Raw genomic sequence first — 25,732 nt, 5'->3', positions numbered from 1 at the left:
TCTTTTTATTAATTGCAAAGATAATGATTTCAAAGGATATTTCAAAAGATGAACTATGTATATTATAGAGTATTAATATTCCTACCTTATTATATAATTAAACGTATCGAAGCATGTAAATCCCATCTTCTCCAACTGCTGCCGACTCTCTTGTCGGTCTTTGTCTGTGTTATATTTGGGTATCAAGGGTAAGCGAATAATCACCTTATCAGCATATCCGTTCGCTGCTAACCACTGAAGGTTACTGATTACCAGAGCGTTGTCTTTACAAGTGTATGCCTTATAGATATCAGGGTTCATATCCTTAATATCAACATACCACAGCTTTATCAAAGGGGCAACAGACTTGACCCTCTCAAGCTGTACATTGAGTGACGTCTCTATTGTCAATATCCATTCAGGGTTCATTATGCCTGCAAAGGCCTTGATGAAGTCTGAATGTAAGAGGGGTTCACCACCTCCAAAGCAGATGCCACCACCCGTTGCCATAAAGTAGAGGTCGTCTATCTCCACCTCACTATATAACTCTCCTGGCGTCATCCTGCACCACACCCCGTCAGCTTGTAAGCACTGAGGATTTAAGCAGTAGACGCAATGAAGCGGACAACCATGGAACCCTACCAATGTTGTTACGCCCTCCCCATCGGTAGAGAGCCTATGCCGATTGATGGCTATAAACGGTGATGTTAATTCTGACTGCATTTCTCTTGATGGGATTGCGGGGCTGCACTGTTTTCTAACTCTTTCTCTAAATACTCCCTGCCTATCTCTCCTACTTTGTCAAGAGAGGGCTCTAAACGGACAACCATATCGTTAGGATTACGAATAGACTTCACTGCTACCACCTTATCTATATACCCATAAGATGAGAACACGAGCGTGTCATTGCGATTAACCTGCAAGGCAAACCTTCCATCCTCGCCCAAAGACACTCTCTTCTTACCACCTTGTATAATAATATTAACCTCAGAAGCTGCCTCACCAGATGACGCATTAAGCACTCGCCCACTAATAGCTATGGAGCACTTCAAATCTCTTGTGCGTGCTTCTGGCATAACTTCTGTCTCGCCCTGAACTAACATATCTACAGAATCCTGAGCTTTATTCTCAACATTGCAAGCTTTGGGACTATTCTGACATGATGTAAGCGGGACCGTAGCAACGCATAGCCCTGCAGCCAAACCAGCCACCTTTATGCCCCATCCCTTGCGTTTCCGTTCTCTTAACTGTGTCTCTAAATAGCGTATCTCTGCCTCACAAGCAGGGCAAGTACCCGCACAATCCCCCTCATAGTGACATTCTTTGGGTTGATAGCTAATACCATTCGCATTTGCTATCTGCTGCCGAATACTCTTTAATAGCTTACAAGTACTCTTCCCTTTCACCATAACCTTAATCTTTACTTACACTTCTTCGTCTTCTCCATGTGCGACTTCACCTTATAAGTCCTACGACCATATACATCATCGTTATATACTGTCTTCGTAAATACAGCAAGGTCTCCAAGTAGCAAATTTCCATCGGTTTTAAGAATAATAACATTATTCTCTGAACGTAAAAGAGAACTTACACGAACCTTTTGCTTCTCATAACCGATATATGAAATAACCAACGACGTGTCTGATGGAACTTTCAAAGCAAACTGTCCATCTATATCTGTTGCAATGCCCTTGTTTGTTCCGTCTATAAAAACACCTGCCCCTATCACTGGTTCTTTATTTTCTTCGTCTATGACCATTCCACGTACAATCACAGGTGATGCACAACTATCAGAAAGGTCTACTACCTTTATAGGGGCTTTCTTGGTTGTTTGTACAGGAGGGTTAGCCGTACTATCAGGCTTAACACCTTGCGCAGCAGCAGTCATCGGCATTACCGTAGTGCAAATACCAGCTGCGATACCAGCTACCTTCATACCGAAGCCATTACCCTTACGTGCTTTCAACTCCCGTTCAAGGTAACGTATCTCCTCTTCACAAGCAGGGCAAGTACCTGTACAATCCCCCTTGTGATGACACTCTTTAGGTTGATAGCTGATACCATTGGCATCCGCTATCTGCTGCCGAATACTCTTCAGCAACTTACAAGTACTCTTTCCTTTTACCATAATCCTTATCCTTACTTACACTTCTTTTTATTCTTCTCCATGTGTGACTTTGGTTTATAAGTCATGTGACCATACACATCATCAATATTACTTGCGCTCCCATCTCTGCCAGTATCACTTGCTGCATTTACTGTTACTACTTCAACCAAACCTGTCATCCCATGCTTTTCAAGCATAATAACATTATTGTCAGAACTTAAAAGAGAACTTACACGAACCTTCTTACTATAGTATCCTATAGATGATATAACCAACGACGTGTCTGATGGAACTTTCAAAGCAAACTGTCCATCGATATCTGTTGCAATGCCCTTGTTTGTTCCGTCTATAAAAACACCTGCCCCTATCACTGGTTCTTTATTTTCTTCGTCTATGACCATTCCACGTACAATCACAGGTGATGCACAACTATCAGAAAGGTCTACTACCTTTATAGGGACTTTCTTGGTTGTTTGTACAGGAGGGTTAGCCGTACTATCAGACTTAACAGCTTGCGCAGCAGCAGTCATCGGCATTACCGTAGCGCAGATACCTGCTGCTATACCAGCCACCTTCATACCGAAGCCACTACCCTTACGTGCTTTCAACTCCCCTTCAAGGTAACGTATCTCCGCTTCACAAGCAGGACACGTACCCGCACAATCCCCCTTGTGATGACACTCCTTAGGCTGATAGCTGATACCATTGGCATCCGCTATCTGCTGCCGAATATCCTTCAGCAACTTACAAGTACTCTTTCCTTTTGCCATAATCCTTATCCTTACTTACACTTCTTTTTATTCTTCTCCATGTGTGACTTTGGTTTATAAGTCATGTGACCATACACATCATCAATATTACTTGCGCTCCCATCTCTGCCAGTGTCACTTGCTGCATTTACTGTTACTACTTCAACAAGACCTGTCATCGCATGCCTTTCAAGCATAATAACATTATTGTCAGAACTTAAAAGAGAACTTACACGAACCTTCTTACTATAGTATCCTATAGATGATATAACCAACGACGTGTCTGATGGAACTTTCAAAGCAAACTGTCCATCAATATCTGTTGCAATGCCCTTTCTTGTTCCGTCTATAAAAACAGCTGCCCCCATCACAGGTTCTTTATTTTCTGCGTCTATGACCATTCCACGTACAATCACAGGTGATGCACAACTATCAGAAAGGTCTACTACCTTTATAGGGGCTTTCTTGGTTGTTTGTACAGGAGGGTTAGCCGTACTATCAGACTTAACAGCTTGCGCAGCAGCGGTCATCGGCATTACCGTAGCACAGATACCAGCTGCTATACCAGCTACCTTCATACCGAAGCCATTACCCTTACGTGCTTTCAACTCCCGTTCAAGGTAACGTATCTCCTCCTCACAAGCAGGACAAGTACCCGTACAATCCCCCTTGTGCTGACACTCCTTAGGCTGATAGCTGATACCATTGGCATCCGCTATCTGCTGCCGAATACTCTTCAGTAACTTACATGTACTCTTTCCTTTTGCCATAATCCTTATCCTTACTTACACTTCTTCTTATTCTTCTCCATGTGTGACTTTGGTTTATAAGTCCTATGACCATACACATCATCGTAGTTTGGCACAACAGTCACGACTCCTCCTGCTATTCCCGAAAAATCAATAGCTTCATCCTCCTCAAGCATAATAACATTATTGTCAGAACTTAAAAGAGAACTTACACGAACCTTCTTATCCTTACAACCTATATATGAAATAACCAACGACGTGTCTGACGGTACTTTCAAAGCAAACTGTCCATCGATATTTGTTACAACACCCTTGTCTGTTCCATCTATTACAACAGAAGCACCTATCACTGGTTCTTTATCTTCTGCGTCTATGACCATTCCACGTACAACCACAGGTGATGCACATCCATCAGAAAGGTCTACTACCTTTATAGGGGCTTTCTTGGCAGTTTGTACAGGAGGGTTAGCCGTACTATCAGGCTTAACACCTTGCGCAGCAGCGGTCATCGGCATTACCGTAGCACAAATACCAGCTGCGATACCAGCCACCTTCATACCGAAGCCATTACCCTTACATGCTTTCAGCTCCCGTTCAAGGTAACGTATCTCCTCCTCACAAGCAGGGCAAGTACCCGCACAATCCCCCTTGTGGTGACACTCTTTGGGTCGATAGCTGATACCATTAGCATCCGCTATCTGCTGCCGAATATCCTTCAGCAACTTACAAGTACTCCTTCCTTTCGTCATACCATCAATTTCTCTTTATTTCTTCTTGCACTTCTTTTCCTTGTGCGACTTAGGTCCTTTCTTTGGATGATGCTTCCCTGGTGTTCCTTTTATGCCTCCAACGGTGAAAATCTTATGCCAATTGGTAGTATCCTGCTCAAGATAAATCGTCTTATCCTTTGTCGCTAACAGCTCTTTAACCGTTACATAAGTCTTATGATAGCCTACAAATTCAGCTTCTAAGGTGTCGGTTGGCAGAGCTTTCACTGCATACCAGCCATCCTCATTGGTACATGTCCCCAATCCATTGGGTGCTGTTGACTCTTTCAACATAACAACTGCTCCCCATAATGAATCTTTTGTTTCCTTATCAAGCACCTGTCCACGTAAAAGCACAGCATCAGGATTACCATTCGTTAGGTCTACCACTTTTATACTATCCTGCTTTATGAGCTGGGGATTCGCCTCCGGACTGATCTTACTCTTGGGTTGTACCATAGCTGTCATGGGCATTGCGGCCACACAAACGCCTGCTGCAATACCTGCAACCTTCAATCCCAATCCTCCACGCTGCTTGTTCCTCAATTGTTCTTCGAGGTAACGAATCTCCTTCTCACAGCCTGGGCAAGTACCAGAACACTCGCCCTCATGATGACACTCTACCGGCTTGTAGCTTATTCCATTCTCTTTCGCAACTCTCTGACGAACCTCTTTCAGGACTTTGCAGATAGCTTTCCCTTTTTCCATAAATTATCGTTTAAGTGTTAGAACATAATAGTTTTCGCCACAAATATATAAAAAAAGAGGATAAACAAGAATGTTCTAACAAATTTGTTAGGCGGGTGTTGGGTGTTAGGTGTTTAGTGTTGGGTGTTGATGAATTGCTTTGTTGGGTGATGGATGTTGGGTGTTAGGTGATGATGGCATGCTTTGTTGGGTGTTAGCTGGTAATTTTTGGGTGTTAGGTGTTTAATGTTAGGTGTTGATGGCGTGCTTTGTTGGGTGTTAGATGTTTACTATTGAGTATTAAAGTCTACATGTTAGTAATATCGTATTAAACATCCACAACTACAAACGTCATTGGTTTTCTCTTAGTAGCTTGGGGCTCCCCTCCTTCGTAGGGGTCGGGGGAGGTCATAGCAGCTTGGGGCTCCCCTCCTTCGGAGGGGCTGGGGGAGGTCCCCTCTATCCACCTTTCCCCTTGTCTATTTTTTTGTCCTTCTACGTTCGAGAACATGCCCTTCTTCGTTCGAGAACATGCCCTTCTTGGGGCAAGAGGAGGCCCTTCTTGGGGCAAGAAAGGCGTCTTCTCCAATGGAGTATGTAACTTATTGATTTCCTGTGGATTATCAACTCAATTACAGGGGAGATAGTTCTCGCATTTTGAACGGATTAAGCACAATGATATGTAATAATTTCTTTCTTCTTCACGAACGCCTTATAGGGTTTAACTTATACCTCACTCTACTCCCAGCGAAGGTTGAGAAGGAGGAAAGACCACTATTCTCATGCGTTCGCCCGTGGGCAGAATGTATCTGTTTCGACTGTGCTATCTGTGAGAGAAAAAAGTAGCCAATCAATAAGGAAACAGACAAATAGACCTTTGTTAGGAGAAGAATACATACCAAACGCACAAACGTATAGACACAAAAATCCCCTCTGCAAAACCTTTCCTACGGTTGCTGCCGTTGGTTCTGAGAGGGGACAGTATAATTGTTTCAGCTCAACTGAGTAGTAGCCGCTAATATCCAGTGGTATTAAACTTAGAGAAATCTGTCATACGAAGCAGTTCCTCATACGAGATCTTTGGGTTCTTTTTCATATATTCATCGACCGCCTCTTCGTAACGACTGTGATAGATGCGCTTCGTCATGACCTGATTAACAAGCCATTGTATCTTTCCTATTTGTAGATCACGCTCCACCTGCGGACGCGACTCGAAATGTTGAAGAGGATAGACACTCATCAAATAGAAGGTCATACAGTCTGGTAGGATGTATTCACGCGACATCTGTTTGCGCTGTGTAGGCGAATAGAACTTCGCATACAATGGGTAGTTAGGTCCGAGATACTTATCCAATGAGATGCCTATCGTACCGTTACCGACAACAATACTCTGGTCTAACGCTGATATCTGGGCATAGACTCTTGGTATGGCAACGTTTGGCAAGAGCTGTCTCAACCGTTTGAAAGCCGAACTAAACTGGTGATCAAGGTCCTCCGTATTGGCATACTCCGACTCGACAGCGGCGATGACCGACTGTAAAGTTGTGTCTTGATAGAACTTCAAGAACTTAGTATTGATGTCAGGGTCGGTTATCTCGCCTATCTTTACTACATCTTCTATTAGCGTACGAGTCTCAATAGGATACTCAGTATTCATCTGCTGGAGGGCAGAGAAGTCACCTGTCGTCAAATAACGATACTCCAAACGGTCATAGCGATCTATCTCAAACAATAGAGAGGAGTCTCTCCCATCATCTGATGTAAGCCTAAACTGACAACCAACGCAGGTGAACAGTACAACTGTTAATATGCAATAGAGATATTTCACTGGTTACTTTTTACAATATTTGAGTATTCTCTGCAAAATTACTAAAAATTATTTTAAAGCGCAAGTGATATGCTAAAAATATTAAAAAGGCGTGTAATCTTTTCTTATTTTTATTCAGGTAGAGTCTCAAAGAGCTTATGTCCTTTCACATAATACTGCCAAAGAAGGGAATACTCCTTGCGTCCATCACGCGTACAGGACGGTAAATTCTCCCGATGACCATCGCTCTTCTCAAGATGACTTGGTAGCCGTTCGAACTCGTGTCTCCACTTCTTAAAGGCACGACGTGCCGATAGGATCGCGTTGAACTCACCCCAATTACGCTTCTGTATCAGTGCTTGAAATGCTGCGAGATAGTCTAAGAACCATCTTACACGCATGACATGCTTCAACTCATCCTCTGGTAAGTTCTTCCACAACATAGTAAGGTTATTGCGGAAATTCAGGAAGGTCTTACGTGGATTCGACTTGGGTAACGTACCGCCTCCGACGTGATAGACATAGCTCTCAGGGAAGCAGAAGATGCGTTTCCCCATCTGATGCAGGCGCCAACAGAGGTCTATTTCCTCATTGTGGGCAAAGAAACGCCCATCTAAACCGCCTGCTGTCCAATAGTCTTTAGCACGTATCATCAAGCAAGCACCTGTTGCCCAAAGTACTTCCTCACTGTTATCATACTGCCCATTATCGTCCTCTACCGTGTCAAAGATACGCCCTCTGCAGAACGGATAACCGTAACGATCGAGGAAGCCACCCGATGCTCCCGCATACTCAAAAGCGTCAGGATTGGCCACAGAGAGCAACTTCGGCTGACAAGCCGCTATGTCTTCATGGGCTTCCATCTCCTCTATGAGCGGTGTTAACCAGTGATGCGTCACCTCGACATCACTGTTTAGTAGTACGTAATACTCACTGTCTACCTGCTTAAGAGCACGGTTATACCCCTCAGCAAAGCCATAGTTCTCCGTCAACTCAATCACCCGCAAATAGGGATAAGTAGCTTTTAGCCATGCGACAGAATCGTCTGTTGAAGCATTATCAGCAATGATTATCTCGGCTTCATTACGTGAGAAATTCAGCACAGAAGGCAGGTATTGCTCCATCATGCTACGTCCGTTCCAGTTCAGAATGACAATGGCTACTTTCATAAGAGGTCTGCTTTTAATGAGCTCTGGTCGAAGTTGAACTCGCCTAAACGTACTCGGAGGATTTGGTTGTCATACTCCTCTTTTGCCTGTGCAGGCGATAGCTCCACTCGAATATAGTTATCTGTGAAGCCATGCATAGCCTTTCCACGTGCGGCTTTCTCGAAGAGTACGTTGGCTTCCTGCCCTATATGCGCCGCATAGAAAGCCCGTGTCTTCTCGTCCGACAGCTTCAAGAGCTTGTGAGCACGGTGTTTCTTCTCACGGTCGTCTACCACGTAAGGGATTGACAGGGCCGCTGTGCCTGGGCGTTCAGAGTAGGGGAAGACATGCAGTTGAGTGATAGGAAGGGAATTGAGGAAATTATAACAGTCCTCAAAAAACTCTGGTCTTTCACCACGAGAACCCACCATTACATCCACACCGATAAATGCTCTCGGCATCTTCTCCTTAATGAGTCGTATCTTGTGGGCAAAGAGCTGCGTGTCATAACGGCGGTGCATCAACTTCAACACCTCGTCAGAACCACTCTGAAGGGGGATATGGAAATGAGGCATAAAGGCTCGTGACTCGGCACAATAGGCTATTAAGTCATCATCAATCAGATCGGGCTCCAACGAACTAATGCGGTAACGCTGTATTCCCTCAACCTTATCTAATGCCTTGACAAGGTCTAAGAAGCTCTCGCCAGTGGTCTTTCCGAAGTCACCTATGTTCACTCCCGTTAGCACAATCTCCTTTCCTCCCTCCTTGGCAGCCTCCTCTGCCTGTGCAACAAGCGACTGAATGGTAGGGTTACGAGAGAAACCTCGTGCAAAGGGAATCGTACAATAAGTACAGAAGTAGTTACATCCATCTTGCACTTTAAGGAAGTAGCGCGTGCGATTACCACGTGAGCAACTTGCTTGAAAACTCTTGATATCCTTCGTCTTGACAGAGTGGTACTCCCCTTCCTGTGCTTCTTCCTTAGCAGAATCGACCTTATTCCATGCGTCACTAAGGTACTGCACGAGGTCAGCCTTCTCATTACTCCCCAAGACAAGGTCAACTCCTTCAATCTTCGCTACCGTTGCACTCTCAAGCTGAGCATAGCAACCTGTCACGATGACAAAGGCTCCTGGGTTCTGACGGACCATACGATGAATGATCTGACGGCACTTATGATCGGCAACCTCAGTGACCGAACAGGTGTTAATCAGGCAGATGTCTGCCTGCTCTGTCTTCTTCGCTTCACGCACGCCCATATTATATAAGGTACGCGCGAAGGTACTTGTCTCTGAGAAATTGAGCTTACAACCCAACGTATAGAACTTGGCTGTCTTGCCTTGAAATGCTGCTGTATCTATCATATAACCTGCAAAGTTACAGTAAAATGAACACATTACCAAAGAAAAGAGGCCGTTTGCACATTATAAAAAGGTAAGAAAGACAAAGAAAAGAAGATTTTTCACGCCAAGAGAAGACTTTTAGATAGCAAAAAACGAAGCCTTTTCAAATTGTGTAGGCACACATCTAAAACGTTAACATTTATTTACTATTTGTATATAGCTGAGTATCAACACCTTGCAAGAACACCGTTTTCAAAGAACAAAAAAAGTCCTAAAAATATTATTGCCGTATAAAAAAATACTTACCTTTGCATCGTTTTAACAAACAAATGATTGTTTTACAGATTTAAAAAAGCAAAGAAATGAAGAAATTAGTTTTAATGTTCGTAGCTATTGCAGCTATCTCTTTCGCATCTTGTAATGGTAACTCTAAACCAGCTCAGAACGCTGACTCTACTGCAGACTCAACTGTTGACTCAGCTATGGTAGATAGCGCTAACGCTGACTCAGCTGCTGCTGACTCAGTTGCTCCAGACTCTGTTAAGTAATTCAGAGTACGAACAGAAAAAGAGAGAAATTGGCCGCAGGACTTTGTCCTGCGGTTTTTTTGTGCCTATAAGGCTGAACTCTATCTGTCACCAGGCTGTTCTGATAGCATCTACCGCATTAAAAGCAACCGACCTCTTCAATGATAAGACAAAAAGGATAAGTCGGTCTATGTTTTTCCACGCTATCACTCTACCCCTACATTAGCATACCTTCTATACTGCTTATCTATACACTCGGATAAAGCACGCCCTAACGACCTACCCTATCCATACATGCTTTGAAGCTGATAAGTCTATCAGTCACAAAAAGAAAAGCAAACAGAAAACCATAGAAACAGCTTTGCAGTACAAGACAGCACGTACTTCTTGTAAAGAGTTTTCAGTCCCCACCCTACTAATACACGCCCTTCATGGTTGAAGAAGACGCCCTTCAACATAGAAGAACAGGCCCTCCTTACACCAAGAACACGCCCTTCTTGCACCAAGAAGAGGCCTTTCTACAACCGACCTCACAACCCTCTGACGTCATGCGACTTACGTCTGCGACCTTCACATGCGTTTCTTTTGTAGTTGTCTACAATCTTATTCCTTCTTTGTAAACATATTTCAATCCACAAAGAAAAATGTTTCCGAATACACATCAGTAGTCAGAGAAAACATCAACACCAAGCAATTTTCTACTATTAAGTACGTTTACACTATAAAAGAGGTAGGGTTCTTTCCTCTCCTTTGGTCTGCTAAAAACAGCAAGCACACTTATTTTGAAGAAAGTAGTCGGTAAATTCGTAAAGTATGAGACATCTTTTGTATCCTTTCTTATTGTCAGTTCTGCTCATCGCATGCAGCAGGTACAACGGACCCGTTTATCCCCAAGCATTTACAGGTAAGTGGGTAGGCGTGGAAAAGACTATCGTCGGTATGCCTCCAATACTCGAGGTGACCGACTCAACCGTGGTTTTCGACCCGGGGATGGGCGACACCTGCAGATGGTTTAACCGTTATCACTTTGCAAAAGACTCGCTTTTCTTAGTGTATAACGAGGAGGACACCGCCCGATGTAAGGTTTTAGAATTACATGATAGTGTGTTGGTTATCGAAGGATTACCATGGTATGAAAAGCAAACAGTAGCGTTCAGGCGGCAAAAGAGATAAGTAGCATCTCAAAGTTCGTCTTATTCTCTGACGATAACTCCCTTATCCAAGTTGATAGTAAGCATCTTACGCTCCTTCCCAAGGTCCTTCAGATACTTGAATTTCACCCTATAGTCTTCGCAAATAATCCCTGCAACTCCCTTTTGATAGACGATTTTGTAAGATGAAAACAAGGCAACATCAGCCATCAGAACACCCGCTTTCTTATAGCCTAAGTATTGCTGGAAATAAAAATCAAAGGGCAGATAACTGTCTTGATGACTATCGACATACCGCCTCACAAGGGTCTTAGCGAGTTCAAACTCCTTGTCATTCAGTTGTTTCGGCACCTCTGTTCGCCTCTTATCAAACAGCGAGTCACCATTAGCCGTTACTGCCTTCTCAGAAACAACATTATATATTTTCTGTCCTTCTTCGTCCTTTGCGTAGACAGACACCGTGTCGTATGGAGAATGAACAGCCTCTGCCTTCCTCGTCCTCGTCGTGCAAGAGAGAAGAAAGAAGCAAGAAAAGAGTATTAGAACCGTCTTCATACGTCACAATTACTTACTCTTCAAGGGAATATCCCCTACAAATATCCAAACCGAACGAGTCTTCCCACTCCCCGTTTTCATTAATGGCGAGAAGATACTGTCAGCATTTTCTCTTGCGATAGGATACCGCTTATTCATAAACCAGACGGCATCCTTCGTGCGATAAAGATTCATTTTGATGTAGGGTTTGTCCGAAACATAATAGCCACCAGACGCCTTTAACTCCTCATTATTGGGGAAGTCTTGCACCAAGATACCCTCCGTCAGTCCCTCACTCGTTATGGTATGCGAGAGGACTCCATCGGTATATACCCATCCACGCAACAGTGTAAAGAACTTATCACCAATCCCTATTGGGGCCGTGTTGAAATCGTAGTCTTCACATTCCATGATGACAATGTCGTCCTTAAAAGCCTTCAGATGTTCCCTCTGGTCGGCAAATCGCCCTACTGCCACGGTCGAATGCTTCGCCTCATCAGATTGCTTTGTCTTGCAGGCAAGCAATAGTAGCGAGAGAAAGAACAGTGTTAGGGCCGTTTGATATCTTCTCATACGCATCGTTATAGTATGTTTATAGTGTTCGTAAATAGCTGCTATTAGCTGCGTCAAAGATACGAAAAGATTCTCAAATAACAAGGCTTTTCCACTGATTATCAGCCTAAAAACGAAAATCCTCCCCACCCAGAAGAGTGAAGAGGACGATGTCGTATTGTATTCTGAACTTACAATGCGGTGAAAGCAGCTACAAAACCAAAGATGATACCTGGCGTGTTAGCAATTGCCAAAGGCCAATCACGCTTCTCCTTGAACAATCCGTATGCGACCCACAAGGTACAGTTTACACCTGCCATAAATGGCTGAATGAAAGTTCCCTTCTGCCCCGCTAAGTTGTTTGCTATCTGTGGGATGTAGAATACATACATCAATATAGATGTCACCATACCAACCCATCCCATAGAGGTAAAGAACTTTTCTTTTGTCATAGTTGTATTTATTAATTGTTATCTATAATCTTAACGACGCTTCAACAGTCTGATTAATCGTTATCTATCCTGTAAACCAGTGTTATCCTTACCAATGCAGAAAAGGATTAAAATCATCAACCAAGGTGTACCCAACAGACTAAAAAGAATCCATAAAGCAATGCTTCTGTTTCTCTTTCGTGCCATCATGGCAACGATAACATAACCTATAATACTGAAAAAGCCAATGATGAGCATGGTACTGAGGGCGATTGTACCCCCTAAGAACCTCGATGCCATGTCCTGTGCACCCTGATTATTGGCCGCAAAAGCCGACAACGCCATGAGCATTGACCCACTTGTTGCAAGTAATCGCTTTGTATCCATCCTATGTAACTTAGTTATCTTTTGCGCACAAAGATAATCTTTTAAAGTCAGAAAACCATCTTCTTATGTATAAAAAGTATTTATTCGTATTATTAAAAGGAGCTTCTGTCTAATTAAAATACTTCTGTATGCTCTCCATCAGAGGTGTTAGTTCACGATTGAAAACCCTCCCGTGGCGGTCGACCATCTGTAGGGCATAGGCGACGAACAGCCTACGTTTAGCACGCGACATAGCCACATAGAACTTACGAGCATCCTCCTCATCCTGCTGCTTTGTCTTGTTGTAGGCGTTCGGATAGCGTCCATCGGCAGCATCAAAGATGATAACATTATCAAACTCCAGTCCCTTGGCCTTGTGAACAGTCGTCACATAGACACGCTCAAGGATACTCTTACTATTGCAGAAGTCGGCCTCCTTGAGTGTGTTAATATCCATCATGTACTGCGAGAGTTGTGGGGCAAGGGCGTTGGCCACCCCCTTATCCGTCAACATATCTATACGGAGATAACGAAGGATATAGTCTAATCGGGGGATGTCATTGACTAATCCGTCGAGACGAAAGGCCTTATAGGCCGTAGAAAGCTCACTTACGAGGGCAAGCTCAGGGTCGGCAGAGGGTTTATAGAGTCGGTTGACGGCCGTTCGATAGCTTTCGCCATAATTGCTTCGGAGCACATTTGCAAAGGGTTTCACCTTTGGGTGGTGGATAAAAGCCTCTTGACTGGCCTGCTTCTCACGTGCCTTCTCAGCACAGAGGCGCACAAGACTGACCGTTGCCCGCACGTCATCAATTGCCTGATGACTGTTGACACCCGTCAAGTGGAAGGTTTCGAGTAGGCTCTCCAACTTGTAAGAATGAAGGCTCGGAGCCAATAGTCTTATCAGTTTGAGCGAGTCGAAGCAACGAATAGGATGTGCTTGCATCGTGTCATTACAGTAACGTTGCAGATTGTTGTCTAATATATTATAATCGTAGTTGGCGTTATGACCGAGGATAGGACTGGTACCGACGTAGGCAAGGAAACGTTGTAGGGCATCAGCAGGAGGGAGCAGTTCGCCCGTGGCCAGCTTCTCATGGTAGATAGCATACATCGGGTTTTCCTTGTCACCGAGCTTGGGCAGAATCGGCTTATCGGTCTCTATGTAGAGGTCGAGCGGTTCGCCAACTACTTCCCCACCCTTTATTCGTATGGCCGCAACCTCTATGATGTCATCAGTAAACACATTCAAGCCCGTTGTCTCAGTATCGAAAACAACGATTTCGTCCTCGTTATAGGCACGAAGGAACTCTGCCGTGTAACAGCTTTCGGGGTAGAGAAGGAAATCGGAAGGCGTTAGTGCTAATTGTTTCAACCTCCAGTTAAATCGGCGAGCAAGGGCATGAGAAGGAAAGGCACGCACCCCCTTCATAATACGTGTCCATGCGATAGAGTTATGTTCATTGGAGAGCACACTCAAATGAGCCAACAACAACTTTACATCTGGTGTATCGAAGAGGTCGCGACCAGACACCTTAAAGTGGGTTAGGGCAGCCTCCGACATCGCTTCACTGATACGGTCGGCATCCGAATTAGAGCTGACGATGACGGCTGTACGCTCCTCGCTATTCTGCTCATAAAGGCGGAGAGCCTCAGCGGTAATATCCTTCTGTTCGGCTTCAATCGTACTGCTATGTATGATTCTTAGGTCGCCTAATGTGGCCTTCGTGTCTTTGTCGGAGAGAGGGAGTAGTTCGCGGTCTATCTTCAGTTGCTTTTCAGCATAGTCATTAAAGACGTCGAGGAGGTATTTTGGCGAACGGTGATTACGCTGTAGATGGTGGATATTACCCTTACAGCGCATCTTCAAGAGGGTTAACGTCTCCACTTTCGCCCCCATAAAAGAGAAGATAGCCTGCTGTTCGTCGCCTAAGTACATCACCATCGGGTTGTCTTCTGCTGTCAGTAGGTCAATGATAGCAAGCTGCATACCGTTAAGATCCTGCACTTCATCGACCTGTATCCATGGATAACGCTTACAGCTTGGGTCGGAACGATAGATGTCGTAGGTAAAGAGGAGCAGGTCCTCGAAATCGAAAAGGTGGTTTTCCTCTTTATAACGAGCGTAACAGCCAGCGTAATACATCTTCCATAGCAATACACGTATCCTATCGGCTAACTTTGCATCAAGCCCAGGTGCATTCGCTTCGTCCATGTATTCCTGTGCATGACGATAGATATTCACTACGGCCTGTTCGTTATAATCAATCTTCTGTGAGCCACAGATGTGTTTTATCGCTTCTCTATCACCATCTGTAAAGCTCTCAGGATGGAGGTAATACTTCCATGGGTGGTGGTGTTCTAACTGATAGATGAAATGCTGAAAGAAGATGATTGTCTGATAGCCTTTGTACCTATTGAAGTCTCTTGTTACTCCTTCCTCATCTTCATTGCGATAGTCTGCAATGATGCTCACCGCCTCTTCGTCGTCAATAATAGCCGAGTCGGCTGGTATACGACCCTGTTCAAAGAGGAACTTAGAGCAGAAACGATGCACATTACCTACCATCAACTCAGAGAAATCACCTCCTACTACCTTTTGGATACGGTTGATCATCTCCCTCGCAGCACGGTTTGTGAATGTAAGACAGAGCATATCCTCATACTTAACACCCCTTTCTCGTGCATACCTCACCCTCTCTGCAAGGATATGAGTCTTACCACATCCTGGCGACGCAAGCACAAGGTGATAGCCCTGACTTGCCTCTACAACAGGTATCTGATACTGGTCTAAACTGGGTGTGTAACTGTTTTCTTCCATAGATAGTATTCTTTATAGCAGTAGATGCTCCTCCTGCAAAAGTAAGAAAAAGATTGGAAATAACTCGTTATCAGCCTAAAAGAATGAAAAGAAAGTTGTAACTTTGTGCGTAGATACTTTATGTTACATAACATAAAGCGTCATCTACAGATTTAAGATATAATAGACGACTAATATAATTAACAGTAAACTATGCAGGACTTTGCGGCAATTGACTTTGAAACAGCTAACTTTGAGCGATGTAGTGTATGCTCGGTAGGAGTAGTGATAGTAAGGGATGGAGAGTTTGTTGACTCTTTCTATTCGCTTATACAGCCTGAACCGAATTATTATCAATGGCGATGTACGCAGGTGCATGGGCTCACCTGTGCCGATACTGACGGTGCACCGGTATTCAGTGAGGTGTGGGAACAGATCGAGCCGAAGATAGAAGGCCTGCCACTTGTGGCCCATAACGCATCGTTCGATAGGTCTTGTCTGATGGCATCGTTCCATACCTACCAGATGGATTACCCTGACTATGAGTTCTTCGACACGCTGAAAGCGGCCCGACAGCATTTCCCTCATCTCCCGAACCATCAGTTGCATACGGTCTCTTCAGCCTGTGCCTTTGAGCTAATCCACCATCATCACGCCCTTGCCGACGCTGAGGCTTGTGCGTGGATAGCACGAGAAATATTGTAGGGTGGTAGGTGTTGAGTATTAGGTGATGATGAATAGTTAACGAGAGGTGGTGGGTGTTGAGTGTTAGGTGGTGATGATATGCTGCGTGAGAGGTGCTGGTGGTAATTTTGATAAGCTTTTTCACAAGGGTTGGGCTTCGTTGTCTTTCTATATAAAAGATAACTGTAATAATCCGCCCAAGCCTCATATAGGATTCTAACTGAGCCAATGGGCTGTCTTAATGATACTTTTGACCATAGTTCTCATCCCATCTCTTTTGCCTACAAGGGCATAGCGAACGCTATCTATCAGTCTTTCAAGTGGTTTTGACAGATGTCAGTAATATAAATGAAAACCTGCAAGCCTTGCAGAAATTTGGCTCTTTTTTATTTAATTCATACCTTTGTAAACATAATCAAGTGCAACATAAATAACGATGACAGAAGAGTATATCCCTATTGATTTCGATATTCCAGAGGACAAGACACAGCGTCTTATTAAAGTGATTGGCGTTGGTGGTGGTGGTTGTAACGCTGTTAAGAACATGTATAACGAAGGTATTAGCAGCGTCTCCTTTGCTATCTGTAACACTGATAGTCAGTCGCTTGTACACTCTAACGTACCTGTCAAGATTCTGTTAGGTACAGGACTGGGAGCAGGAGGAGTACCTGAAAAGGGTAAGTCGGAGGCTGAACAGAATATTGAAGATATAAAACGACTATTAAGCGACGGCACGAAGATGGTCTTTGTGACAGCTGGTATGGGTGGCGGAACAGGGACGGGTGCGGGCCCTGTCGTGGCTGGTGTGGCTAAATCGATGGGTATTCTTACTATCGGTATAGTAACTATTCCATTCTACTTCGAGAAGAAACGCAAGATTATCAAGGCTATCAAAGGGGTCGAACAGATGCGTAAGAATGTGGACGCCTTGCTGATTATCAATAATGAACGGCTTTGCGATGTCTACAGCGACTCACCTCTTCCTATCAAAGAGGCCTTTAAGCGTGCCGATAACATCCTACTGAATGCTACGAAAAGTATCTCAGAACTGATCACAGTGGAGGGTGACATCAACCTTGACTTCCGTGATGTTGAGAACACCTTACGCAGTGGTGGCAGTGCTATCATGGCTATGGGGCGTGCAAAAGGGGAACATCGTGTGGAGAATGCCATTGTGAGTGCACTCGACTCTCCCCTCCTCTATGGCAGTGACATCAGTCAGGCTAAGCGCATACTATTCAATATCTACACCAGTAACGATAAGCCTTTACTTGTCGAGGAGATGAACGAAATAGACGCTTTCATGGACACTCTCGATGTGAATATAGACGTTATTTGGGGCACAAGTACCGATGACAGCTTGGGTGAGGACGCTAAGGTGACGATTCTCGCTACTGGTCTTGATAAGAGTAACGTACATGAAGCGGACGAGCAGACCGAGGAGATGAGCGAACACTATGATGAGATTATCAACAAACTGTACAAACCTGTGAGGCGTAAACCTGCTGTTGCTGAAGAGACAACAGTTTCTCCTACGATAAAGGAGAAGCCCATCGAGCCAAAAGAGGCGGAACCTGAATTTATCGTAGAACCAACGATAGTACCTGAACCTGCGGTAAAGGTGGTCAGTCCAGAGCCTGAACCAGTAGCGCAGGAACCATCTGGGCGACTGTCATTCTTAGACAGGTTGAAGGCTCGTATGCGTCAGCTGACATCTGAAATGCTTGAAGGAGGGGAGGAGTAGGCTTATGTCTGACCCAATCATGCAAACCCCCGAACAGTTAGCCGACATTGTGCAGCATGCAAGTCAACGGCTGATTGGCTTGGGTCGTTACGACCTTCTCTTGAAAAGCTTAGGTGGCTCAGCGGTCATCGAGGAACTGCGCATAGAATTAGCAAAGAGTCGGCTATCTCCTCTTGTCATCACTTCCGACTATCGTTTCCTGTTACCTGAGATGGAGAAAGAGGTTGAGTTGACCCCAGTACATAAGGCTGTGTATCTCTTCTTCCTACATCATCCAGAGGGAATAGAGCTGAAACGGCTATCAGAACACCGACAAGAGCTATTAGAACTGTACTGTAAAACAGCCAGACTGTCTGACAATGAGAAGATTGAAGAGAGTATCGACCATCTTATCAATCCGCTTGATAATGCCATCAACGAGAAATGTTCGCGCATCAAAAAGGCCTTTTGTGATGTGATGGACGAGTATCTTGCAAGCTACTATATCGTCAGTAGCCATCGTAAACGGCAGCTCTCTAACTCTACCCGCATCTGGTATCAACGCTTGAAGATTATTACTCTACCACGAGAGTTGGTGGTTTGGGAGTGATGGGGGGTGGGTGTTGAATGTTGGGTGATGGGTGTTGAGTGTTAGGTGATGATGAATAGTTAACAAGGGGTTGTGGGTGTTGAGTGTTAGGTGATGATGAATAGTTAACGAGTAAGTATTGAGACTGACATTGACAAGTCCTTTCTGAAAGGTTAGAAAGCCTTATACCTTATATAATATAGCAACAACAAGAGATTTTGTAACCCTTTTCTACAAACGTTCGAAAGGTACACAACTGTTAACCAAAGGATTAACACTTATCTTCAAAAGCGTACACAATTATTATCTGGAGGCTTTGAACATTTTATTCAAGGCGTCCACTCTTATTATACAAAGGCTTTGAACATATTATTCAAGGCGTCCGAACTAACAGTTCAAAGGCTTTACAAACATTGTCCGGAGCGTCCGGACAAACTGTCCGAAGGCCCCGGACACGTTGTCCGAGGGCTTCGGACATATAGTACTAAGCCTTCACACTTATTTTATTAGGTGCTAAATAATCGACAAACTACTCCTCATACGCACATTATCTATGCTCAATCGCAACAAAGACTTGCGTAGATGTAATATATCGCAGAGATGTCCTTAAGTAGAGTATAGGCTATTCATCAACACCTAACACTCATCACTCAATACCTAACTGCCCTTCAACACCTAACACTTAACACCCATCACCCATCACTAAGCTCCTTCGAACTCACGGAGAAAGCGGGTGTCATTCTCAGAGAAGAGGCGGAGGTCGCTAACACGATACTTGAGGTTAGCAATACGTTCAACACCCATACCGAAGGCATAGCCCGTATATACGCTTGAATCAATGCCACAAGCCTCAAGGTCATGAGGGTCGACCATACCACAACCGAGTATCTCTACCCAGCCAGTATGCTTACAGAAGCCACAGCCCTCACCGCCACAAATATTACAGCTGATGTCCATCTCTGCACTTGGCTCAGTGAATGGGAAATAGCTTGGACGCAGACGTATCTTCGTATCTGCACCAAACATCTCACGAGCAAAGGTCAGGAGCACCTGCTTAAGGTCGGTGAAACTAACGTTCTTATCGACATATAAGCCCTCAACCTGATGGAAGAAGCAGTGCGCACGAGCCGAGATAGCCTCGTTACGATAGACACGCCCAGGGCAAAGCACACGTATTGGAGGTTCGTGAGTAGACATATAATGAGCCTCATCGTTCGATGTGTGACTACGAAGAAGCACATTCTTCGTAACGTCCATCGTGTTGCTACGCTCAATGAAGAAAGTGTCCTGCATATCACGAGCCGGATGATCAGCAGCGAAGTTAAGCATAGTAAAGACGTGCTCATCGTCGTCTATCTCCGGACCTTGGTATAGGGTAAATCCCATACGGGCAAAGATATCAATAATCTCGTTCTTTACCAACGTCAATGGATGGCGTGTACCGAGTCCGATAGGATAAGCCGTACGTGTCAAGTCGATATCATCGCTCTGTGCTTCACTGGTCTCCAACTGGTCCTTGAGTTCGTTGATCTTGTTCTGAGCACTTTGCTTCAATTCATTAATCTTCATACCGACAACCTTCTTCTGGTCGGCTGCCACGTTACGAAACTCGCCCATCAACGCATTGATTTCGCCCTTCTTACTGAGGTATTTCAGACGGAGCTGCTCTACGTCATCAGCACTCTTTGCTGTGAGTGCACTCACTTCTTTGAGAAGTTCTTCTATCTTGTCTAATAACATAGTTCTTGTTTATTTTCCTGCAAAGGTACAATTTATAATCGTAACGGAGAAATTCGCCTAATATAAATTTGCTTATTTCCTATCTTATTAGAAATAAATATCGTACTTTTGCAGCAAGTTTGAGATGAATAAAAAGACTGTATGAAAAAAGCGTTTTTACTTATTATGTGTGTTTGTGTGGCTATGGTAGCTGTTACTACGGGCTGTACAAGCAAGAAGGTAGATGGCGATGACAGTATAAACACTGACTCTACAGAGGCCGATGAGGCTGACACTGTAGACAGCGTCGACTCTGCCACGGAGGTAATAGCTGCTACTCCTATGCCTAAAGCAGCTGACCAACTATTCGACGACTTCTTCTTTAACTTTATTGCCAACAAGAAACTACAACGCAACAGAGTTAAGTTTCCACTGCCAGTCGTTAATGGTACAAAAACAACAAAACTGACTCGTGATGCATGGAAGATGGATTACTTCTTCCGTAAACAGGGTTATTACACGCTTATCTTCGATAATGAAGCACAAATGAAATACCCTAAGTCAACCGACTTAGACAGTGTCATCGTTGAGAAGATACGCTTACAAAAGGGCACGATAGAGCAGTATTGGTTCGATCACCAGGATGGAAGCTGGAAGTTAAATCAGATTCGTACCATCTCGTTCAAGGATAGTTACAATGCAGACTTCCTCGATTTCCTCCATCGTTTCTTTACTTCTGGAGGCAAGGGCTACGTGAAGAGCACCTTAGCTTACACTGGTCCTGACCCTAACGGAGAGGAGACTGCAACCGTGAACACCACTATCCCTGCAGAAGAATGGGCGTCATTCCTTCCAGAGATACCACATGACATGATTTACAACATCCTCTATGGGCAGAAATACACAAAGACTGACCATAAGATAGTGACCTTCCGTGGATTGTCAAACGGGGCTGAGACGCAACTTGTCTTTAAGGCTCATGGCAAGAGTTGGAGGTTAGAGAAGATTATAGCATATTAATAAGTAAGACCCCCAACCACCTTGGTTGTGGGTCTTTCTTTAATCCTGTTACTCGGTTGTTTAAGCCTTATTGCAGATGAAAAGTGAACTCCAAAAAGCCATAGACGGCGAGTTATTCAATGCTATCGACCCAGAGATACAACAGATAACGATACGTACTAAACGCCTATTGCGCCAGTTGAACGATTGTGACTATGCTGACGCTGAGGGGAAACGCAGGATTATCGAACAGCTGTTTGGCTCTGTTGGCGAAAGAATACATATTGATGTAGACTTTCATTGTGAGTATGGTGTTAACATACACATGGCCGACTGGGTGTTTGTCAACATGAATTGCACCTTTGTAGACAATAGTCGTATTGACATCGGCAGCCATGTTCTTATCGGCTCAGACGTGAAGATCTATACAGCTACCCATCCTGTCAATGCCAAGGAACGCATGCTTCCGGGCGGAGGGTGGACAGTCTACGCTAAACCCGTTAGGATAGAAGATGGCGTATGGATAGGAGGAGGAGCGATTATCCTGCCTGGTGTGACGATTGGACGTAATGCTGTGATAGGTGCGGGAGCTGTGGTAACGAAAGACATACCCGCCAACGCCGTTGCTGTGGGCAATCCTGCAAGAGTAATAAGATATCAGGAAGGATAACACCTTTCTATATATAAGAACAAAGAGAAACGCAAAAACGATATCAGTTAACATGAGAATAGAGCATAACTATAGTCTGCTAAAGCATAACACCTTCGGTATTGACGCTAAATGTCAGCGTTTTGTTGAATACGAATCAGTTGAGGAAGCACAGGAGCTTGTGCGTTCCTTGAAAGAAGACGACTATCCCCTATTGATTCTCGGAGGGGGTAGTAACCTCCTACTCACAGGTGATTACAAGGGTACTGTAGTCCATTCTGGCATCTCCTTTATCGAGCGTCTCGATGACGAGCGAGTACGTTGTGGATCGGCTTACGTATGGGATGACTTTGTAGACTACTGTGTTTCTCATCAGCTCTATGGTGCAGAAAACCTCTCAATAATCCCTGGTGAATGTGGTGCCAGTGCTGTTCAGAATATCGGAGCATACGGTGCTGAAGCCAAAGACTTGATAGATGAGGTCGAGGCGGTGGAGATCTCCACTGGTGAAGTGCACCATTTCAAGAATGCTGATTGTGCTTATAGCTACCGACAGAGTAAGTTCAAGCATGAATGGCGTGATAAGTATCTTATCACATCCGTCACTTATCGACTCTCAAAGACCTATCATCCTAAGCTCGACTATGGTAATATCCGTGCGGCATTGGCTGAGAGAGGCATCGAGAACCCTACTGCCATAGAACTTCGTCAGACGATTACTGACATTCGTAATGCTAAACTTCCCGACCCGAAAGAGATAGGTAATGCGGGCAGCTTCTTTATGAATCCTATCGTTCCTAAGGCTAAGTATGAGGAGTTAGCAGCGTTGTATGAGCGTATGCCCCACTATACTATCGATGCTGAACATGAGAAGATTCCGGCCGGATGGATGATTGAACAATGTGGCTGGAAGGGTAAGGCTTTAGGCCCTGCAGGCATCTATGCGAAGCAAGCATTGGTATTGGTCAACCTTGGTGGGGCTTCTGGTGCTGACGTGGTGCGCCTCTGCCAGACCATACAACATGATGTGAAGGAGAAGTTTGGGGTTGAGATTCTGCCAGAGGTGAATGTGAGGTGAGGACCTCCCCCGGCCCCTCCGAAGGAGGGGAGAGCCTAACGGGGGCTAACAAGGGGCAAGATCTGTGTTGTTGAATAATACCAAGATGGGACGTGACTACTAATATGTCTTGTCTTAAATCGTCCCTTAAACAAATAAAGACCAGCACCTCCGAAAGAGGGGAGAGCCTAACGGGGGCTAACAAGGGGACGAGTGGGGAATGTTGTAGGGGCCTTCGATGAGGCGAGACTACTAATACCGATCATCTTAAACTCTCACCTTAAACAAATAAAAACCGTCCCTTTAACAAATCATAAAGCCTAACCCTTGAAACAATAAAGATATATAAACCAACGAATAACACTTATCCTCAACTTACCGATATACCCCTTTGAAGGAAGAAGGACAGACACTTTCTAACAGAAAGTATATCCTTTGAAATAAGGGAAACAAGCATCTTTTAAGAAAAGATGAACCCTTTGGAGAAAAGAGTCCAAACGTCTTTTAAGAAAAAAGAACCCTTTGGAGAAAAGAGACCAAACATCTTTTAAGAAAAAAGAACCCTTTGGAGAAAAGAGACCAAACGTCTTTTGGCTGAAAAAAGACCCTTTGAAGAAAAGGAAACAAGCATCTTTTAACGATAGGGAGACCCTTTGAAATAAGAAAAGAATACGTCTTTTAAGAGAAGAGATATCCTTTGAAGAAAAGGAACAAAGCATTTTTCAGTAGAAGAGATACCCTTTGTACAAAAGGAGTGTAGTCGTTTGAGTAATTAAGACATATAATCATCTAACAAGAGGCAGACAATGAAACGAGAAGAAGACATACGCAGCGAGCATTCCGTTAGGCTCTCCCCTCCTTCGGAGGGGTTGGGGGAGGTCCTCACATTCCTTGGTACTGGCACATCCAACGGAGTCCCTGTATTAGGCTGCAACTGTGCTGTCTGCAGGAGTAAGGACCCACGCGACAACCGCTTACGTACCTCCGCTTTATTAGAGACGGCCACTACTCGCATTGTTATAGACAGTGGGCCCGACTTTCGCCAGCAGATGTTGGCTCAGACATTCCGCAAGATTGATGGTTTATTAATCACCCACATCCACTATGACCACGTAGGGGGCATTGACGATGTGCGCCCTTTCTGTGCGTTAGGCGACATCGACGTCTATGCTAACGCAACTACTTGTGAGGGCTTACGACACAACTTTCCCTACTGTTTCACCGACCATTTATATCCAGGTGTACCTAAACTGAACCTTCATAGTATCCAACCTCATGCGAAGTTCATCATTGGTGACATCGAGGTAACACCGATTACTGTAATGCATGGTAAGCTCCCCATCCTCGGTTATCGCTTCGGTAAGCTGGCTTACATCACGGATATGAAGACGATAGACGATGCTGAGTTGCCCTATCTCGAGGGTGTGGAGACACTTGTCGTGAACGCATTACGATGGGAACACACGCACCACTCGCACCAACTCATCGCTGATGCCATCGCTTTTAGTAGGAAGATTGGTGCCAAGCGCACCTATCTGACCCACCTCACCCACCGTATCGGCTTACATGAAGAGGCGCAGAAGAAACTCCCTAAAAATGTCTTCTTCGCATACGATGGGCTTAAAGTAAATGTTGGGTGATGAGTGTTAGGTGTTGATGATGTGCTCTTGTGGGTGATGGGTGTTGAGTGTTAGGTGTTGATGGGGTGCTTTGTTGGGTGTTAGGTGTTTATTATTGAGTATTAAAGTCTACATGTTAGTAATATCATAATAAACATCCACAACTACAAACGTCATTGGTTTTCTCTTAGCAGCTTGGGGCTCCCCTCCTTCGGAGGGGCTGGGGGAGGTCCCCCCTACCCACCTCTCCCCTTGTCAACATTTTTCGTTCCTCTTGCATATAGTACATGCTCTTTAACGTAGCAGAAGAGGCCCTTCTTCATTCGAGAACATGCCCTTCTTGCATGCAGAAGACGCCCTTCTTGAGGCAAGAAGGGCGTCTTCTTCAACGCTATTCGTAACACATTGATTTATTGCAGGTTACCAAGTCAATTAGAGCGGACACTATATCCTTATTTAGAGGGTGTTTGGCTCGCAGCGATGTAATGATTTTTTACAATGCTGACCACCTCCTTATAGGCTGGAAACGTGTATTATAACGCTCCGTGAACTCTGTGCACTCTGTGAGAGATAAAACTCCCCTGCGAGTCTCAAAAATGTTCTTTTTCTCACAGAGAACACAGAAGAACAGAACACACAAAGGCCAAAAAGATGATGGCCCCTCCCCCTTCCCCTCCCCAAAGGGAGGGGCGTAATCACCGAGATACCCCTATAAGAAGGATGTAGGCTTTGCGTTGTCCCTTATTAGTATCTACGATAGCTGAAACGCTCTGTGTTCTCTGTATGCCGGAGGCCTTCTGTGGGATCGAAACTGTGCGCCAAAAAGCTCCGTGAACTCTGTGCGCTCTGTGAGAGAAAAACTCCCCAGCGAACTCTCAAGCGTTCTTTCTCACATGGAGGGTGACGTTCTATTTTCTCACAGATTTACACAGATGAACAGAACACACAAAGGCCCACAGAGACATTAAGTCAACCGATTTCACAGAACCTTAC

General features: G+C 44.6%; 25 protein-coding genes. 9 read left to right on the top strand and 16 right to left on the bottom strand.

All coding sequences use genetic code 11. The features are described 5' to 3' along the window. Positions 1-81: 81 nt before the first annotated feature. From HMPREF0666_RS01500 to mtaB, 10 genes are all read right to left on the bottom strand, one after another. Positions 82-702 carry a radical SAM protein gene (locus tag HMPREF0666_RS01500; RefSeq protein ID WP_009010517.1) on the bottom strand — a complete coding sequence of 207 codons (621 nt, stop codon included), beginning with the start codon at positions 700-702 and terminating at the stop codon, positions 82-84. Further along, a complete protein-coding gene (locus HMPREF0666_RS01495) occupies positions 687-1,388 on the bottom strand; it encodes a carboxypeptidase-like regulatory domain-containing protein (protein WP_009010516.1) in 702 nt (233 codons plus the stop codon). Before HMPREF0666_RS01495 ends, HMPREF0666_RS01500 begins: the two co-directional genes overlap by 16 nt. 11 nt (positions 1,389-1,399) lie before the next feature. Next, positions 1,400-2,107, bottom strand: coding sequence for a carboxypeptidase-like regulatory domain-containing protein (locus HMPREF0666_RS01490; protein WP_009010515.1), 708 nt, complete (start codon positions 2,105-2,107; stop codon positions 1,400-1,402). A gap of 11 nt (positions 2,108-2,118) precedes the next feature. Beyond that, positions 2,119-2,856: a carboxypeptidase-like regulatory domain-containing protein gene (locus tag HMPREF0666_RS01485; RefSeq protein ID WP_009010514.1), complete on the bottom strand. Its 738-nt coding sequence runs from the start codon at positions 2,854-2,856 to the stop codon at positions 2,119-2,121. A gap of 11 nt (positions 2,857-2,867) precedes the next feature. Next, positions 2,868-3,605 (bottom strand): carboxypeptidase-like regulatory domain-containing protein, encoded by a 738-nt coding sequence (locus HMPREF0666_RS01480; protein ID WP_009010513.1) that lies wholly within the window; start codon positions 3,603-3,605, stop codon positions 2,868-2,870. 11 nt (positions 3,606-3,616) lie between these two features. After that, complete coding sequence (locus HMPREF0666_RS01475; protein ID WP_009010512.1) at positions 3,617-4,333, bottom strand: carboxypeptidase-like regulatory domain-containing protein; 717 nt, start codon at positions 4,331-4,333, stop codon at positions 3,617-3,619. 15 nt (positions 4,334-4,348) lie between these two features. After that, positions 4,349-5,059, bottom strand: a complete 711-nt coding sequence (locus HMPREF0666_RS01470) for a carboxypeptidase-like regulatory domain-containing protein (protein WP_009010511.1) — start codon at positions 5,057-5,059, stop codon at positions 4,349-4,351. Positions 5,060-6,053: 994 nt separating this feature from the next. Continuing rightward, the gene (locus tag HMPREF0666_RS01460) at positions 6,054-6,866 is read right to left on the bottom strand and encodes a gliding motility protein GldB (RefSeq protein WP_009010510.1); all 813 of its coding nucleotides are present in this window, start codon (positions 6,864-6,866) and stop codon (positions 6,054-6,056) included. Between the two features lie 110 nt (positions 6,867-6,976). Beyond that, a complete protein-coding gene (locus HMPREF0666_RS01455) occupies positions 6,977-8,014 on the bottom strand; it encodes a glycosyltransferase family 2 protein (RefSeq protein ID WP_009010509.1) in 1,038 nt (345 codons plus the stop codon). Next, positions 8,011-9,360, bottom strand: coding sequence for a tRNA (N(6)-L-threonylcarbamoyladenosine(37)-C(2))-methylthiotransferase MtaB (mtaB, locus tag HMPREF0666_RS01450; protein WP_009010508.1), 1,350 nt, complete (start codon positions 9,358-9,360; stop codon positions 8,011-8,013). Before mtaB ends, HMPREF0666_RS01455 begins: the two co-directional genes overlap by 4 nt. Positions 9,361-9,701: 341 nt before the next feature. Between mtaB and HMPREF0666_RS01445 the strand changes: the two genes are divergently transcribed. Both HMPREF0666_RS01445 and HMPREF0666_RS01440 read left to right on the top strand, forming a co-directional pair. Beyond that, positions 9,702-9,887, top strand: coding sequence for a hypothetical protein (locus HMPREF0666_RS01445; RefSeq protein WP_009010507.1), 186 nt, complete (start codon positions 9,702-9,704; stop codon positions 9,885-9,887). A 792-nt stretch (positions 9,888-10,679) separates the two neighbouring features. After that, positions 10,680-11,039: a hypothetical protein gene (locus HMPREF0666_RS01440; protein ID WP_009010506.1), complete on the top strand. Its 360-nt coding sequence runs from the start codon at positions 10,680-10,682 to the stop codon at positions 11,037-11,039. Positions 11,040-11,059: 20 nt separating this feature from the next. Here the strand turns inward: HMPREF0666_RS01440 and HMPREF0666_RS01435 are convergent, their stop codons facing one another. From HMPREF0666_RS01435 to HMPREF0666_RS01415, 5 genes are all read right to left on the bottom strand, one after another. After that, positions 11,060-11,572: a hypothetical protein gene (locus tag HMPREF0666_RS01435; protein WP_009010505.1), complete on the bottom strand. Its 513-nt coding sequence runs from the start codon at positions 11,570-11,572 to the stop codon at positions 11,060-11,062. Positions 11,573-11,581: 9 nt separating this feature from the next. Further along, a complete protein-coding gene (locus HMPREF0666_RS01430) occupies positions 11,582-12,124 on the bottom strand; it encodes a hypothetical protein (protein ID WP_232214038.1) in 543 nt (180 codons plus the stop codon). A 170-nt stretch (positions 12,125-12,294) separates the two neighbouring features. Further along, on the bottom strand, positions 12,295-12,555 hold the full coding sequence (locus tag HMPREF0666_RS01425; protein WP_009010503.1) for a SemiSWEET family transporter: 261 nt from the start codon (positions 12,553-12,555) through the stop codon (positions 12,295-12,297). 60 nt (positions 12,556-12,615) lie between these two features. Next, positions 12,616-12,921, bottom strand: coding sequence for a hypothetical protein (locus HMPREF0666_RS01420; RefSeq protein WP_009010502.1), 306 nt, complete (start codon positions 12,919-12,921; stop codon positions 12,616-12,618). Positions 12,922-13,030: 109 nt separating this feature from the next. After that, a complete protein-coding gene (locus tag HMPREF0666_RS01415) occupies positions 13,031-15,721 on the bottom strand; it encodes a 3'-5' exonuclease (protein WP_009010501.1) in 2,691 nt (896 codons plus the stop codon). Positions 15,722-15,913: 192 nt separating this feature from the next. Here HMPREF0666_RS01415 and HMPREF0666_RS01410 point away from each other — a divergent pair, with 192 nt between their 5' ends. From HMPREF0666_RS01410 to HMPREF0666_RS01400, 3 genes are all read left to right on the top strand, one after another. Then, entirely contained in the window at positions 15,914-16,405 is a 492-nt protein-coding gene (locus HMPREF0666_RS01410) for a 3'-5' exonuclease (protein ID WP_009010500.1), read from the top strand. 415 nt (positions 16,406-16,820) lie between these two features. Continuing rightward, positions 16,821-18,128: a cell division protein FtsZ gene (gene ftsZ / locus HMPREF0666_RS01405; RefSeq protein WP_009010499.1), complete on the top strand. Its 1,308-nt coding sequence runs from the start codon at positions 16,821-16,823 to the stop codon at positions 18,126-18,128. Between the two features lie 4 nt (positions 18,129-18,132). Continuing rightward, the gene (locus tag HMPREF0666_RS01400; protein WP_009010498.1) at positions 18,133-18,717 is read left to right on the top strand and encodes a hypothetical protein; all 585 of its coding nucleotides are present in this window, start codon (positions 18,133-18,135) and stop codon (positions 18,715-18,717) included. A gap of 681 nt (positions 18,718-19,398) precedes the next feature. On the opposite strand, the gene pheS is transcribed toward HMPREF0666_RS01400, so the two are convergent. Then, positions 19,399-20,436, bottom strand: a complete 1,038-nt coding sequence (gene pheS / locus HMPREF0666_RS01395) for a phenylalanine--tRNA ligase subunit alpha (protein WP_009010497.1) — start codon at positions 20,434-20,436, stop codon at positions 19,399-19,401. 141 nt (positions 20,437-20,577) lie between these two features. On the opposite strand from pheS, the gene HMPREF0666_RS01390 reads away from it, so the two are divergent. The 4 genes from HMPREF0666_RS01390 to HMPREF0666_RS01375 all read left to right on the top strand — a co-directional run bounded on the left by HMPREF0666_RS01390 (position 20,578) and on the right by HMPREF0666_RS01375 (position 24,760). Continuing rightward, a complete protein-coding gene (locus HMPREF0666_RS01390) occupies positions 20,578-21,435 on the top strand; it encodes a DUF4348 domain-containing protein (protein WP_009010496.1) in 858 nt (285 codons plus the stop codon). Between the two features lie 76 nt (positions 21,436-21,511). Further along, positions 21,512-22,084, top strand: coding sequence for a sugar O-acetyltransferase (locus tag HMPREF0666_RS01385; protein WP_009010495.1), 573 nt, complete (start codon positions 21,512-21,514; stop codon positions 22,082-22,084). Positions 22,085-22,124: 40 nt separating this feature from the next. Continuing rightward, on the top strand, positions 22,125-23,141 hold the full coding sequence (gene murB / locus HMPREF0666_RS01380) for a UDP-N-acetylmuramate dehydrogenase (RefSeq protein ID WP_255346419.1): 1,017 nt from the start codon (positions 22,125-22,127) through the stop codon (positions 23,139-23,141). A 785-nt stretch (positions 23,142-23,926) separates the two neighbouring features. After that, entirely contained in the window at positions 23,927-24,760 is an 834-nt protein-coding gene (locus HMPREF0666_RS01375) for an MBL fold metallo-hydrolase (protein ID WP_009010493.1), read from the top strand. The last annotated feature ends 972 nt before the right edge of the window (positions 24,761-25,732 follow it).

The organism is Prevotella sp. C561 (assembly GCF_000224595.1).
GTDB lineage: Bacteria > Bacteroidota > Bacteroidia > Bacteroidales > Bacteroidaceae > Prevotella > Prevotella jejuni.
This window is presented reverse-complemented; position numbering and strand designations above follow the sequence as displayed.

Excerpts from the sequence above, each read along its gene's own strand:
- HMPREF0666_RS01470 (WP_009010511.1), bottom strand. The coding sequence starts at position 5,059 with ATGGAAAAAGGGAAAGCTATCTGCAAAGTCCTGAAAGAGGTTCGTCAG.
- HMPREF0666_RS01420 (WP_009010502.1), bottom strand. The coding sequence starts at position 12,921 with ATGGATACAAAGCGATTACTTGCAACAAGTGGGTCAATGCTCATGGCG.
- HMPREF0666_RS01475 (WP_009010512.1), bottom strand. The coding sequence starts at position 4,333 with ATGACGAAAGGAAGGAGTACTTGTAAGTTGCTGAAGGATATTCGGCAG.
- HMPREF0666_RS01425 (WP_009010503.1), bottom strand. The coding sequence starts at position 12,555 with ATGACAAAAGAAAAGTTCTTTACCTCTATGGGATGGGTTGGTATGGTG.
- HMPREF0666_RS01375 (WP_009010493.1), top strand. The coding sequence starts at position 23,927 with ATGAAACGAGAAGAAGACATACGCAGCGAGCATTCCGTTAGGCTCTCC.
- HMPREF0666_RS01385 (WP_009010495.1), top strand. The coding sequence starts at position 21,512 with ATGAAAAGTGAACTCCAAAAAGCCATAGACGGCGAGTTATTCAATGCT.
- HMPREF0666_RS01485 (WP_009010514.1), bottom strand. The coding sequence starts at position 2,856 with ATGGCAAAAGGAAAGAGTACTTGTAAGTTGCTGAAGGATATTCGGCAG.
- HMPREF0666_RS01390 (WP_009010496.1), top strand. The coding sequence starts at position 20,578 with ATGAAAAAAGCGTTTTTACTTATTATGTGTGTTTGTGTGGCTATGGTA.
- HMPREF0666_RS01480 (WP_009010513.1), bottom strand. The coding sequence starts at position 3,605 with ATGGCAAAAGGAAAGAGTACATGTAAGTTACTGAAGAGTATTCGGCAG.
- HMPREF0666_RS01410 (WP_009010500.1), top strand. The coding sequence starts at position 15,914 with ATGCAGGACTTTGCGGCAATTGACTTTGAAACAGCTAACTTTGAGCGA.
- HMPREF0666_RS01440 (WP_009010506.1), top strand. The coding sequence starts at position 10,680 with ATGAGACATCTTTTGTATCCTTTCTTATTGTCAGTTCTGCTCATCGCA.
- HMPREF0666_RS01435 (WP_009010505.1), bottom strand. The coding sequence starts at position 11,572 with ATGAAGACGGTTCTAATACTCTTTTCTTGCTTCTTTCTTCTCTCTTGC.
- HMPREF0666_RS01455 (WP_009010509.1), bottom strand. The coding sequence starts at position 8,014 with ATGAAAGTAGCCATTGTCATTCTGAACTGGAACGGACGTAGCATGATG.
- ftsZ (WP_009010499.1), top strand. The coding sequence starts at position 16,821 with ATGACAGAAGAGTATATCCCTATTGATTTCGATATTCCAGAGGACAAG.
- HMPREF0666_RS01415 (WP_009010501.1), bottom strand. The coding sequence starts at position 15,721 with ATGGAAGAAAACAGTTACACACCCAGTTTAGACCAGTATCAGATACCT.
- HMPREF0666_RS01490 (WP_009010515.1), bottom strand. The coding sequence starts at position 2,107 with ATGGTAAAAGGAAAGAGTACTTGTAAGTTGCTGAAGAGTATTCGGCAG.
- mtaB (WP_009010508.1), bottom strand. The coding sequence starts at position 9,360 with ATGATAGATACAGCAGCATTTCAAGGCAAGACAGCCAAGTTCTATACG.
- HMPREF0666_RS01495 (WP_009010516.1), bottom strand. The coding sequence starts at position 1,388 with ATGGTGAAAGGGAAGAGTACTTGTAAGCTATTAAAGAGTATTCGGCAG.
- pheS (WP_009010497.1), bottom strand. The coding sequence starts at position 20,436 with ATGTTATTAGACAAGATAGAAGAACTTCTCAAAGAAGTGAGTGCACTC.
- HMPREF0666_RS01400 (WP_009010498.1), top strand. The coding sequence starts at position 18,133 with ATGTCTGACCCAATCATGCAAACCCCCGAACAGTTAGCCGACATTGTG.
- HMPREF0666_RS01500 (WP_009010517.1), bottom strand. The coding sequence starts at position 702 with ATGCAGTCAGAATTAACATCACCGTTTATAGCCATCAATCGGCATAGG.
- HMPREF0666_RS01430 (WP_232214038.1), bottom strand. The coding sequence starts at position 12,124 with ATGAGAAGATATCAAACGGCCCTAACACTGTTCTTTCTCTCGCTACTA.
- HMPREF0666_RS01445 (WP_009010507.1), top strand. The coding sequence starts at position 9,702 with ATGAAGAAATTAGTTTTAATGTTCGTAGCTATTGCAGCTATCTCTTTC.